The sequence below is a fragment of the Streptomyces sp. 549 genome, from assembly GCF_030124175.1.
In the GTDB taxonomy this organism is placed as follows: domain Bacteria; phylum Actinomycetota; class Actinomycetes; order Streptomycetales; family Streptomycetaceae; genus Streptomyces.
The window spans coordinates 1-12,892 of record NZ_JASKMT010000001.1; the positions used below are offsets into that span (position 1 = coordinate 1).

At 67.2% G+C, this 12,892-nt stretch carries 7 protein-coding genes and 3 pseudogenes; 3 read left to right on the forward strand and 7 right to left on the reverse strand.

All coding sequences use genetic code 11. The features are described 5' to 3' along the window. Positions 1-154 precede the first annotated feature (154 nt). The 3 genes from QNO07_RS00005 to QNO07_RS00015 form a co-directional block, all read right to left on the reverse strand. Positions 155-943, reverse strand: coding sequence for an NUDIX domain-containing protein (locus QNO07_RS00005; RefSeq protein WP_283989584.1), 789 nt, complete (start codon positions 941-943; stop codon positions 155-157). 110 nt (positions 944-1,053) lie between these two features. Further along, positions 1,054-2,709: an AAA family ATPase gene (locus tag QNO07_RS00010; protein ID WP_283989585.1), complete on the reverse strand. Its 1,656-nt coding sequence runs from the start codon at positions 2,707-2,709 to the stop codon at positions 1,054-1,056. Between the two features lie 272 nt (positions 2,710-2,981). Beyond that, on the reverse strand, positions 2,982-4,559 hold the full coding sequence (locus QNO07_RS00015) for a tyrosine-type recombinase/integrase (RefSeq protein ID WP_283989586.1): 1,578 nt from the start codon (positions 4,557-4,559) through the stop codon (positions 2,982-2,984). A 1,110-nt stretch (positions 4,560-5,669) separates the two neighbouring features. Between QNO07_RS00015 and QNO07_RS00020 the strand changes: the two genes are divergently transcribed. Both QNO07_RS00020 and QNO07_RS00025 read left to right on the forward strand, forming a co-directional pair. Next, entirely contained in the window at positions 5,670-8,159 is a 2,490-nt protein-coding gene (locus QNO07_RS00020) for a S1 family peptidase (protein ID WP_283989171.1), read from the forward strand. A 1-nt stretch (position 8,160) separates the two neighbouring features. Continuing rightward, positions 8,161-8,607 (forward strand): lipoprotein, encoded by a 447-nt coding sequence (locus QNO07_RS00025; RefSeq protein WP_283989172.1) that lies wholly within the window; start codon positions 8,161-8,163, stop codon positions 8,605-8,607. A 404-nt stretch (positions 8,608-9,011) separates the two neighbouring features. Here the strand turns inward: QNO07_RS00025 and QNO07_RS00030 are convergent, their stop codons facing one another. Both QNO07_RS00030 and QNO07_RS27635 read right to left on the reverse strand, forming a co-directional pair. Next, on the reverse strand, positions 9,012-9,194 hold the full coding sequence (locus tag QNO07_RS00030) for a hypothetical protein (protein WP_283989173.1): 183 nt from the start codon (positions 9,192-9,194) through the stop codon (positions 9,012-9,014). A gap of 10 nt (positions 9,195-9,204) precedes the next feature. Then, a pseudogene (locus tag QNO07_RS27635) lies at positions 9,205-9,363 on the reverse strand (transposase); the annotation flags it as partial. 76 nt (positions 9,364-9,439) lie between these two features. On the opposite strand from QNO07_RS27635, the pseudogene QNO07_RS00035 reads away from it, so the two are divergent. Then, positions 9,440-10,256 (forward strand): annotated as a pseudogene (locus tag QNO07_RS00035) (YncE family protein); the annotation flags it as partial. A gap of 182 nt (positions 10,257-10,438) precedes the next feature. Here QNO07_RS00035 and rfbB read toward each other — a convergent pair. After that, complete coding sequence (gene rfbB / locus QNO07_RS00040; protein WP_283989174.1) at positions 10,439-11,455, reverse strand: dTDP-glucose 4,6-dehydratase; 1,017 nt, start codon at positions 11,453-11,455, stop codon at positions 10,439-10,441. 341 nt (positions 11,456-11,796) lie between these two features. After that, positions 11,797-12,691 (reverse strand): annotated as a pseudogene (locus QNO07_RS00045) (DUF8832 domain-containing protein). Positions 12,692-12,892: the final 201 nt, after the last annotated feature.

A 12,892-nucleotide genomic window follows, 5' to 3' on the forward strand; every position in this document is an offset into this window, starting at 1 on the left:
CCGCCAAGGCTTCCTCACCCAACCCGGACGAGGCCGCTATCAGAAACGGACTTAACGTCCACTGAATACGACGACGCGAACACCCACTTGAGGCAGGCACGCTTGCTGGCCGGCCGCACCGGTTCGGTGCGGCAGCGCCGCCGTATCGATCTCCTCAGTGCCCGGCTGTAGTGCCAGCCCTACCGCGGTTCGCCAGGATGTGAAGCAGCGCGACGAGAGTGCCGGAACCCATCAGCTCACCGCGAGCCATCAGGCCCGGGATGTCAGACAGCGGAACCCACTCAACGTGCCCCGCTTCCTCAACATCGGTCGGTGACCCCACGTGCTCCGCACCATGCCCGACGAAGACGTCATGCGGGGAGTCCACCATCCCCACCATCGGCTGATAGCTGATCACATGCTCCACTGACTTCGGCCGCCAGCCAGTCTCCTCCACAACTTCCCGCAACGCCGTGTCCGCTGGCTCCTCACCCTCGTCCACTATGCCGCCCGGAAGTTCCCAACCGAACTGCTGCGGGACAAAGCGGTACCGCCACATCATCAGGACACGATCCCGATCGTCCAAGACCGCCGTGATGGCGACGTGCTGAAGCTTGACGACGTGGTGTTCAAAGCGCTTAACGCCGGGCGGCTCCACGTCCCATAGCTGGAGCTTGACCCAACGATTGTCATAGACGTCTCGCTCACCATGGATGCGCCACGGCTCTAGCCCCTGAGGAGACTGCACACTCATCGGGCCCGGAACGCGATATGAACTCCTACCCCGAACCTCCAGCGCCCCCTCAGACACGAGTCGGACAAGCACCTGCCTTAGCGCTGTCCGACCGATGCCCAATTCCTCTGCCAAAGTACGCTCCGAGGGAAATCTGTCGCCAGGGGCATATTGCCCTGAAGCGAGGCGCTCTCGAAGCGTGTTGTAGACCTTGGTCGTCTTCGGCCCCATTAGCGAAGCACTCTCCATTCCACAGGGTGTGGCCAGCATAGCGGCTGCGGATGCCATGCCGCGTCTGCGGATGCCGGGAGGGCACCTGCTGCTGCCTGGCTAGGCACATCTTACGTCGGACTCGTAAGGTAGTCGGAGATTCTGATCACGAAGGTTCGCAATTCCAAACTCGGGCTCTTATAGGACCCCCCGTCGAAAACCTGAGTGAGCCACGCTTTCTTGTTGGCTCCAGGAACTTCCCTGACCCAGCACTCAAGCTCCCCCACCGGAACAATGAAGAGCCCTAGGTTCTGAAAATATTCAACCAGTCGAAGCGCGGCATTATACGGGTCACCTGAAAGCGCGTTCAAACCTCCCAGTTTGAGCGTTTTCCAACCGTTTGCCAACCGCAGCTCCGAGGCAATTTCGTCAATCTGTCGTTGACTTAGAAGCACATTCCCTGAGACGCTTCCGATGATTCTTGTAATGTTATCCTTGATGATAACTGCTGGCCTGGTAACAACGGACGACTGCACATACGCCTGGAGATTTAGGACGTCATCTTTGACTTCTTCCCAGCGACCGCCGAGATGCCGCAACGCCTTCTTGATATTCGATACATCGTTAAGAAAATCGAAGTCCGTGACTACGGCGACAGGGATTCCACACGTGCGCAGTTTTTGGGCCGCTTCCGTAAGACGCGCTTTCCCATTCACGTGCAGATACGTCAAATTCTTGTGTCGCCCATCGGCGTGCACCACGTCGAACGTTGCTGCGTAGAATTGACAATCCCCTTCTGATTCGCTCAGCACAACACCATCATGAAATAGTCCAGAGACGATGTTGGAGTACCGAAGCAGAGGCGTGTCTAGGATTTCCGTTACTGTTTCAGCATCCAAGGTTCGTGCTGCAGAGGTGCGTCCCGCTCGCGACATGCGAACGAGCACCAAGGGCCGCGCTGGACTACTCGTAGCAGTCTTGCCTTCAAGAACGCCACTCAAGAAATCCGCGCTATGCGTCGCAACGAAAATCTGACAGGGCGACGGGATGTGGAGGGCTAGATACCTGCCGAGCAGTCGCGCCTGCGGGGGGTGCAGAAATGCTTCTGGTTCATCGATAACAATTATTGGCACAGGCGACACGAACGAGTGGAGCAGAATATTGGAGAATGCCCTGACGCCATCACCTTGTTGATTAAGGAATGGGAGAGACTCGTACGCTTCTCGGAGCGAGGGAGGCGCCGGTGGCGGGCAATCTTCCTGACCCGGATCCCCTACTTGCAGTCGAATAGAAGGCACGTATCGATTGATCGCGATTGCTTCACCGAAAGCCTGCTCAAAAAGAGCAGAAAATCGAGCTTGTAGATCTTTCGATTCCCATAGGCGCTGCGTCGGATGACTGGGCGGGTTTGTCTGGTCCCAGTACGCACTGTCGGTCTGATTACCGAGGCGCGTTTCCGTCCAGAACTTTTTGACCAGAAGATACGAGATCGAGCTAAGCCTTGATGCCTCCCATTCCCTCATGGCTTCGGACACTTCGAGTCCCGATTCCTCACCATCAGGGTGAGCTGGCAGAACATGTTGCCCTCGAGCCCTATTCAGTCGAGCACCATAACCCCGCCCATTAAGCCATGAAATAAACTCTTGCCCTGACCCCTCCTTATAGATTTCGATCCCCCTTACCCAGTGACGCGGCTCAAACCTTCCGGGGTAATTGCTCAGCAAGGTGAGAAGCTCGCGGAGTAGCAGGCTCTTGCCACTATTGTTCGGCCCCGTGAAGAGGGTCATTCCATCCAATGGAGGTCTTACAATAGTCCCGTCAGCCAACGTCAGCTCAGACACCCCAAAGGAAAACGCCACGCGGCCTCACTCCGTCACAGCAACCTGCTAGCCATATAGCAAGGGTCAGCGGTCACCCCAGCACGCCCAGCAGCGCTCTTCTCTCATCGAATCTGATCAGTCTAACGGCCTTCCGCCTGTCACCTGCAGAAGATCGTTCAGCTCAGGGTCATGTAGGTTGCCCGAATCGATGTTGCCCTCGCCTTGACGTGAGGGGCTGCTCATACGACAGCTCCCTTGAGCGACCAACTGAGCGACAACGGGTACGTGCACCGCTGGACGCCTGCGGACGCGAGTGCACGGTTGACCTTGCCTGGAGCATAGGGCGATGCTGGAAGCCAGTAGCTTCGGCCTGACTGGGGGTCAAGGGGTCGCAGGTTCAAATCCTGTCGTCCCGACCAGCTTTTACGCAGGTCGTAGGCCGTCTCCGCAGTAATGCGGGGGCGGCCTTTCCCGTTTGTGCGGGTGTGGTGGTCGCATGGTGGTCGCGCCCTCGAGCGCCGGGGTGAGTGGTGCGGGTGTGCGGTGGGGATGCGCCGCTGGTCGGCTGGTTGTGCTTCGTTGAGGGCTTCCTGGTCGGTGGTCGCGGGCGGGGCCGGTGTGGCGGTCGGGGGTGTGGCGTGGTCGAGGGTGTGGTTGATGGCGTCGACGGCTTGGCGGGCTGCTTGGGTGGTGAGGTGGGCGTAGATGTTGACGGTGGTGGAGAGGGTGGAGTGCCGCAGGGTCTTGGAGACGACGGCCAGGGGGATGCCCGCGGTGATCGAGATGGTCGCTGAGAGGTGGCGTAGGTCGTGGAGGGTGACGCGGCGCACTCCGGCTTGCCGGCAGAGGTGGTGGAAGTGGTTGAGGGCGTACTCGGGGTGCACAGGCCGCCCGTCGTCTCTGTGGAAGACGAACTCGCAGTGTCCGCCGGGCTCCCGTGTCCGGCTTGTTGCCTGGTGGCGGAGTGCGCGTGCGACGCGAGGGGAGATGGCGACCCAGTTCTTGCTGCTACGGGTCTTGGGCGCGGTCAGCAGGAGTTGGTTGTTGTTGATGGCGGAGAGTGTGCGGCGGATGTAGAGGACGCGCTGGGACAGGTGGACGTCGTTCCATTGGAGGCCGAGAGCCTCGCCCTTGCGGATGCCGGTGCCGATGAGCACCTCGACGAGGTCGGCGAACAGCGGGTCGCGGACGTGGCAGAAGTCCAGGAAGGTGACCGCCTCCTGGACGGTCCAGATGCGGCGTTCGGCTGCCTGCGGGCGGCGGATGGCGGTGGGGCGTGCGGGGTTGTCGGGAATGCGGTGGTGACGGACGGCATCACCAAGCGCGCTGGACAGCGTTGCCAGGCAGCGGTGAACGGTCACCTTTCCCCGGCCGTCGGCGAGTTGGCGCCGTGTGAATGCGGCGATGTGCGCGTAGCCCAGCTCGTCCAGACGTACGTGCCCGAGCGCGGGGATGAGGTCGTGCACGACGTAGTCCTGGTAGCGGACGAGCGTGGTCGGCTTCAGGGTGAGCTGCTTGGCCTGGAGCCATGCGGTGAGGTAGCCGGCGACGGTCTGGTTCGGGTCGGCGTTGAAGCCGGCGTCCGCGCCCTGAAGAAACCGGACCAGTGCCGCGTGCGCGTCATCACGGCTGGAGAAGCCGCCGCGCCGCACGGTGGAGCGAGCGCGCTCGGGATCAGGGACGTCAACGGCGAACGTCCACGAACCGTGCTCAGGGTCGACGGCGAGGCGGGAGCAGCGCGCACCCAGCTGCCGGCGCTCGGCGTCCCGGCAGCCACAGCGGCGGTAGACACGCCCCCGCCCGGTAGCGGAGCGCATCACGATCACTTCCTGCGAACCTGAACGGTGGACGAACACCTCCCGTGTCCCTCACTCCGCGTGAAACCCTGCGACCACCACGCGACCACCCACCCCCGACCAGGCACCTGACCTGCAACGATCCCCTGTCGTGGCGACAAGTGCACTCCCCTGGCGACCTCGATGCCGGACCGCGGCGACGGTCCACCCGAGACGCTGGCAGGCCGCAGTCGAAGGTCCGCCTACCCCTTCAGACGGGTGACGGTGGCGCTGGTACTGCGGAGGGCTCGGCGCATCGGTCGCGGGCGAACCTACCGGCAAATGACGTACCCGCCCCTCCGCGAGCTGGCCGCCGGCGCTGGAGTTGTTCCCGAACATCACGTGCGCCAGGCCGTCGCGGGTGAGGAGACCCTGGCGAGGCCGTGCCTGGTACTTCACGACATTGTCCGACCAGCCCTTCTCCCCCGATGGACACATCCCACTCCACCCGTGAGCCCCTCGTAGGTGACCGTGCAGATCGCCGCCGTCTCGGGCTTCGCACCGAGATCCTTCGGGCACTGGCCCGGACCGCCCCCTTCCTGGGGACCCTCGCCGTGACCGCCCTGCTGCTCACGGCCTGCGGGACGGAGCGCGCGGGTGTCGGGGGCACCGGAGGCGCGGAGGCTCCCGAGGCGGCCGGATCGTCGTCCTCCACGCAGGTCGACGATCCGGGGAAGGACGGCGTACGGATCACTTCGCTGACCCTCCCGTCAGCCTCCGCCTCGACCTCGCCCAGCCACGAATACGCGGTCTCCGCTGATCGCCTCGTCCCGGACGCGTGGGCCAGCGACGACTTCGAGGTCACCAACGAGGGCCCGGAGAGCCTGACTTACATTGTCATCATCACCTTCATGAGCGACGACGGCGGAGCCATGGCCAACGAGACCGCGACCGTGCGCGACATCGGGCCGGGGAAGACCGCGCGGGGCACGGTCCGGACAGTCCGCCACCAAGCATCTGAGCTTCAACGTCGACACCACCGCGCCCGGCGCACCGGGCAACCTCCAGTCGACCACGCATCCGGTCCCGGACAGCCCCTACGGGAGCCAGACGGCGTCCTTCAGCTGGTCGGCGCCCACCGACGTCTCCGGCGTGGCCGGATACGCGGTGACCCTGGACCGCAGCCCCGGGACCCTTCCGCCGACCGCCGGCACCGTGCAGACGGAGACCTCCCGGACGGTCACGGTCGATTCCGACGGCACGTGGTACCTCCACGTACGGGCCAAGGACAAGGCGGGCAACTGGTCCTCCACCGCCGCCCATCGGGCCTTCACGGTCGACCGGACCCTGCCCCCCACCCCGGTGATCAGCTCGTCCTCCCACCCCGACCAGACCAGCGCCTACCGGGGCGGCGCCCTGTCCGCCTCCTGGACCGCCCTGGCCGCCGGAGCCGAGAACGGCTACAGCATCGTCGTTGACCAGCACCCCGGCACCGTGCCGGACACCCAGCCCGAGACGACCGGTACCACGCACACGGCAACGCGTGGTGAGGGCGTCTGGTACCTGCACGTCCGCGGTATCGACAGCGCCGGCAAGGGCGGCCCGACCGCCCACTTCCGCTGCACCGTCGACACCACCCCGCCCGGGGCTCCGACCGTCGGCTCGACGGACTACCCGGCCGACGCCTGGTCCGGCGCACCGGGTCAGGCCGGCACGTTCACCGTCCTTCCTGACGGCACGGACTCCGTCAGCTTCTCCTACACGCTCGGCGACGGCACACCGCGTTCCGTCGCCATCAACGGCGGGTCGACCGACCTGAGGATCACCCCCGCCACGGCGGGCAGCCACACCCTCCTCGTCACCACGACCGACCGGGCCGGGAACGTCTCGGCCCCCCGCGAGCGCCGCTTCCACGTGGGCACCGCCGCGGTCACGGCTCCGGCCAACGGTGAAGTCCTCGTCGGCTCGGTCGATCTCGGGGTCACCGCTCCGGCGTCCCTCAAGAACGTCACCTTCCTCCAGCGCGCCTCGGCCGCCGATCCGTGGGAGGTCATACCGGCCGCCCAGGTGACCTACCCCGCCGAAGGCACCGCGGTCACCTGGCCGGTGCCGCTCACCGGTGGTGTGGCTCCGAAGCTGGTGTGGGACACCTCGTCCCTGGCCGGCAAGGGCAGCCGGCAGGTGGGCGCACGCTTCGAGGGCACCCCCACCCCGCCGGAGGCCGAGCCGGTCGCGGTGGTCGTGGACCGCGTCGAGATCATCGACGGCGGGTTCGGGGACGGCAGCGAGGAGTCCACTCCGGCCCAGGCGTACGCCCTGGAGTTGGCCCAGGCCCGCGCCGCGGCGGCGCCCGCGGACTTCGCGCCGCCGTACATCGACCAGACCTCGGGCGACCTGATCGCTCCCGTGGCCGACCCCTCGGCCGTCGCACAGGCGACCGTACCGATCGATGTGCGGCAGGCACCGGCCGATGAGGGCACGGACGCCCCGGGCGAGGAACTCCCCGAGCCCGCCGCGCCGGAGGAGGAGAGCGACGCCCCCGAAGAGGTCCCCGCGCTCCCGGCGGACGAGGACGAGGAGACCACGGGCGAGGAGTCGTACGAGATGGAGGACGACGACACGCCGCAGACCCCCGACCCGTCGGCCCCTACGGTGACCCAGCAGGTCGCGCCGAGGGCCGAAATCGTGGAGCGCAGTGTCGAGGCGCTGGAGTCGGTACGGGACGAGGTGCTCCTACTCACGGAGGCGGAGCTGCCCGGTGTGACGGGGCTGCACGCGGCCTTCGTGGACGCCGAGAGCAACCGCGTCGTGGTGCAGACCCCCGATGCGGGGAGCGCACTCGTCACCGCCCTGGGCGAGCGGTACGGCACCGACACGGTGGCCGTCCACCTCACCGCGGGCGTCGAGACGATCGAGCCGGTCGACCGGTACTCCGACACCTCCCCGTACTACGGAGGGGCCCGGATCAAGTCCTACCTGACGACGTCGAAGACCACCTGGTGCACGGCCGGCTTCCCCTGGCGTAGCGACGGCGAGTGGTACATGCTCACCGCGGGCCACTGCACCACCGGCAACGGCGCCATCGTGAACCCCAGTGAGAAGGACTACATCGGTCCCGTGGTCCGCGACAACTGGAACAACAGCAAGGGCACCGTCAAGCTGGCCGGGCATAAGTACTTCGCCGGCAATCTCGCTCTCTACCGGGTGCTGGGTCCCGAGAAGGCCGCCGCGCGCATCTTCCGTGGCGGCGAACGGTCGACGAAGTCGCGGGTCGTGCACGACCGGTGGAAGCGCTGGGCCCAGAAGGGCGACAAGGTCTGCACCGGCGGCATGGTCACCGGGGAACGGTGTGGCTGGAAGGTGACGGGAACGCAGGCCACCGTGAAGTACGAATCAGGAACCGTCGCAAGGAACATGGTGGTGGCGAAGAAGACCGAAAGCGCGTGCGTCAGGAAGGGTGATTCGGGCGGGCCCGTCTATACAGTCGAGGGAAAGGGCAGGGCGTATGCGAAGGGCATCATCTCCGGCGGCGGTGGAGGCGGAGGCGACAAGAGCGGCGGCCTCCTCGACCCCTGCCACCTCGTCTTCACCGACATCGGGCTCGCCCACTCGGCGCTCCCCGGCACGGTGGCGAGGGGCTGACATGCGCAAGGTATTCCTCTCACTGGTGGCAGTCGCCGCGCTGGCCGGGTGCGCATCGGGGCAGAGCGGAAACTGCACGCTCGCCGACATGGATTCGGAGGTCTCCGTCGTCTGGCGCCCGGCCGACTTCGAGGGCTCCGGCGGGGCGATGATCCGGGCCTGCGTGGACGGCTCGTGCGAGGAGCGCGCGTCCGGCAACCCGAGCGATCCGATCGGACGGCTGTCGGTGCGGCTTCCGCAGGACATCGGGGCGAAGAAGCTGCCGGTCGAACTGACCGTGACTCCGGTGAAGGGCGGCAGCCCGGTCAAGGACACCAAGCAGGCCCAGCTGACCGAGGAACACCCCAACGGCAAGGGCTGCGATCCTGTGGCCTGGGTCGCCACCTTCCGCGCCGACCCGGTCAAGGGCCTGGTCTCCCCAGAGGGCCTTTCCCTCCAGGGGAAGTAACGGCACGGAACCGACCTCCTCATGACGGAGACCGCCGTATGACGGACCGCCCTCGCCGACCTATCGGTGGGGGCGGTCCTTCGGCGAGCCCGGTTCTGTTCGTACGGGCTCAGCGCCCGTCTCCAGGGCCCCGTCGGGGACGGCGGCGCCAGCCTCAGTCCCAGGTGGTCGCCCGGATCCGTGACTGCCGTGGGATGGGTGGCCAGGAGGCGACCGGCGGCCGGGAGGGGCATGCGGATAATCACCGGGCGCGGCAGCGTCACCTCGCGTACCGCCACCTCCGTACGCGAGGTGCGCACCCGGTTCGCCACCCGCACGTCCAGGCCGAATTGCACCAGCACCGAGCCGAACTTGGGGTTGTGCAGCGGCATCGAGCCCGCGCCGTGCGCCGCCGCGCCGCTCCCCTAAGCCGAGCCGCCCGCGTTGCCCATGAGCTGGTTGAGCCGGAACTCGTCGGCGTTCAGGACCCCGACGCCGAGCAACTCGTTCGCGAAGAAAGCCGTCGCACGCTTGAGGATCTCCACGTCCTCCCGCAGTCTGCGGTCCTCCCGCCGCAGCGCCGCCGCTGCCCAGGCCTTCCCGTTCACCCGCGTCGACCTCAGCGTGCTTCACCCAGTCCCGCACCGCGGTCTCGGTCAGGTCGAAGTCCTTGGCGATCTGACCGACGGAACGGTCACCACGTCGGCACAGCTCGACAATCTCGGCCTTGAACTCCGTCGTGAACGAGCGGCGAGGGCGAGGCTTCGTCTTCCCCATGCTCTCCATGATGGACATCATCCTTCCGGGACCGAAGCCCCTGATCTCCGATGTCCGTCAAAGCGAATCAAGTCCACCCTCCCCCTGCCTCCGCGGCACGGACATGAGCGGCGGTTCGAAGACCTCGCAGTGGATCGTGCCCTCGGGCGACCCCTACGAGGGCGAACTCGCCCAGGCCTCCGGACCCGGCGGATCCTTCGACGTGGAGATCGAGATCACGGTGATGGGCGACGGTCTCTACTGCGCCGAAGTGTCCTGTTCCCTCGTGACGCGCGCCGACCACCGCGCCGCCGGCGAGCGTACGCAGGACGTCCGCATACCCGTCGCGGGCCAGGAGCCCGGCGAACCGGGCGGCGAGGGCGTCGACGTGCCCGCGGGGGCGGTCTCGTACAAGGCCGCCGCCGACTTCACCTCGGCCGGCAAGCCGCTGGATCTGCTGCTGCACCCCGACTCGAAGAAGCTGTACGTCGGTGCGGACAACCTCCCCGACACCGCCGACGTGGACGAGCGCGGGCTGCACGTGCTGAAGCTCCTTCGACCTGCCCGGTGCGCAGGGCATGGCCGGATTCACCGAGACGGACCCGGCCGGCGGCGCGGTGTGGGTCGGGGTCAACCGGTCCGTGCTGGTCTTCGACGCCGCGGGCACACTGGTCAAGACGCTCGTCGGCAAGGATCTGGCGCGCGACGCCGCCTTCGACACGGCGAGCGGCCGGGCCTTCGTCGTCTGGCAGGACGGCGGGGACCTCTCCGAAGCGGCCAACGACAACTACGGCACGCTGACCGTCTACGGCACCGAGGACTTCGCCCCGGCCGCGCAGGACCCGTCGCTGCTTGGCAACCACTCCCAGTCCGGAGCGGCCTGGCTCGCCGTCGAGCCGGGCGGCGGCACCATATCACCGTGATGTCGGTACCTCTCGTGGCAGCGGCGCTCGTTGGTGTCGGACTGTTGGTCCACCGACGCGCCAGGAGGCGCACGGACGGCGCGTTCTGACCCCATGCGAACCCCCTGGCCGGGCACACCGCCCGCCAGGGGGTTCGCGCGTTGCCGGCGCGGCGCGCCGGAGCCGGCTTCCGGCTAACGGGATCCGGCCGCGCTCCAGTCGTTCTCGACGACCGGGCTGCGGCCGATGAGCGGAAGCCACCAGGAACGGTGCTCGGAGTACCAGCGGACGGTCTCCCGGATTCCGGCCGCGAAGGGGATCCGCGGCTCCCAGCCGAGTTCGCGCCGGATACGGCTGGAGTCGAGGAGGTAGCGGCGATCATGGCCGGGGCGGTCGGGCACGGTCTCCTTCAGAGACCGCGGCAGGCCGAGTTCGTCGAGCACGAGGTCGGCGAGTTCATCGACGCTGGCCTCCACACCCGTGCCGACGTGGTAGATCTCGCCGGGCGTTCCCTTCAGGAGGACGGTCTCCACGGCCGCGCAGTGGTCCTGGACGTGGATCCACTCCCTGCGGTTGCCACTGGAGGCGTACACGGGCAGACGCCGACCGTCGAGCGCCCGGGTCGTGAACAGGGGGATGACCTTCTCGGGGAACTGGTGACTGCCGTAGTTGTTGGCGCAGTTGGTGATCGTCACGGGCAGGCCGTACGTCTCGTGGTAGGCCCGGACCACATGGTCGGCCCCGGCCTTGCTGGCGTTGTAGGGGGTGCGGGGGCGGTAGGGGCTCGTCTCGGTGAACATCTCGTCGGAGTCGAGGGCGAGGTCTCCGTACACCTCGCAAGTGGATATGTGGTGGAAGCGTTCGATGCCCACCGCTCGGCACGCCTCCAACAACCCCTGCGTACCGAGGACGTTAGCGCGGAAGAAGCGCCCGGGGTCCAGTACGGCAAGGCTGTTGTGCGACTCCGCGGCGAAGTTGACGACCTTCTCGGTCCGGTGCTCGGCGAGGAGTTCACGTACGAGCGCTTCGTCCCCGATGTCCCCCTGGACGAAGACCACACGGTCGGCGAGGTCCTCCAAGTTGGAGAGCGAGCCGGCGTAGGTGAGCGCATCGAGGGCGACCACGGTGTCATCGGGGTACCGGCGCAACCAGTGCCGGACGAAGTGCGATCCGATGAAGCCTGCCGCGCCCGTGACGAGTATCGAGGTCATGGCCGCAGGCTAGTGTCCCGGGGCGGGGTCCTTGTCCGAGGTCGAGCGGGATTCGACCGGCCCCCGAGACGCGCTCGTCCGCCATGACAGGGCCTGCAAGGAGCGCGGTTCGGAAGTAGTGCCGCACCCCCTCGGCAGAGGCGCTTACCCGCCTGCCGCACCATCAACATCCTTTCCCACAAGCCGACATCGGATGGTTCCGTCCGTTCGGAGGTGCCTGGACCGAGCCGTCTGAACTTCACGAGAACTCCAGCGAGATGGCACGTGTGTACACCTCCCGTCGACCACCGGTTGCGCGTCACCGGCCGCCTTACGGGCCGCCGAGCGGCGAACCCCGCGCGTCAGTGCCCGTGCCCGGCGGACTCCCCGCCCTCAGGCACGGATCCCTCAGGTGCCGCTCCCCCGGCGTGCACGGTGAAGGCGGCCGTACGGGACCTTCCCCTCGTACCGGAAGTCGAGGAAGAGGCGGTAGGCCCCCTTGCTCGGGGCGGTCGCGGTGAAGGAGACCTCCGGTCCCGGCTCCGTCCGCCCGTCGCCCGGTTCGCCGTTCGGGTGGACGACCGGGGTACGCCAGGTCGCCGGCGCGGAGCGCGACGAGGTGGCCGTACGCGCCGAGGTAGGGCTGGCGGTCGGTGACCGGCTTGCCGTACTTCTCGACCCCCAGCTTGAGCTCCCGGGCGCAGCGATCCGTCGAGCGTCACCTCGTATCCGTCGACGGTCACCGTCCGCTCGGCCTCCGGAAGCGGCTCGGGGCGCGCTTCGCCCGATACGGCGAGATCCGCGCCGAGGGTGACGCCCTCGGCGTTCTTCACGTCGGGGGGCGAAGTCGGCGAAGACCCGGTAGCCGCCGGCCTCCGGAAGCTCGACGGGGGCGGACCAGTTGCCGTCGGCGGCCCGCTCGGGGTGCAGATGCCGGTAGGTGGTGAGGTCGCGGAGCGGACCATGGCCATCCGCTCGCTGTCGAGCGGCGACTCCCGGTACGCGGGGGCGTAACCGGCCGCCAGCAATGTGCCGTTGCGGTCCCGCAGCGGGACGTCGACGTGCTCGGCGAGCCGAAGGCCCATCTCCGGCTCGGCTGGCTCCTCGACCCGGCCCGTCTCCACGCAGGAGAGGCGCCGGGTCGAGGAGCCAGCCTTCAGGGCCAGGTCGAGCTGGCTGAGCTTGCGGCGACGACGCCAGGTGCGGAGCAACGGGCCCACGCGGGGCGGCTCTTCGATCTCCATGACCTCCCCGTATCCATGGATCCCGGGTCGTGAAGGCCGGGTCGCCAAGGCCGGGCAGGAGTGCATGACCCAGGAGGTCATGGAGTCCGGCCCCTGCCTCGTGGCACGGTGTCATCGACCCGCCGGCCGAAGCAGATCCGAGATGACGTACGCCCTCGCTCCGTCCGCAGAGGTGGCCCCCGCACGGGACGCCGCCCGGATTCTTCGTCTGGTG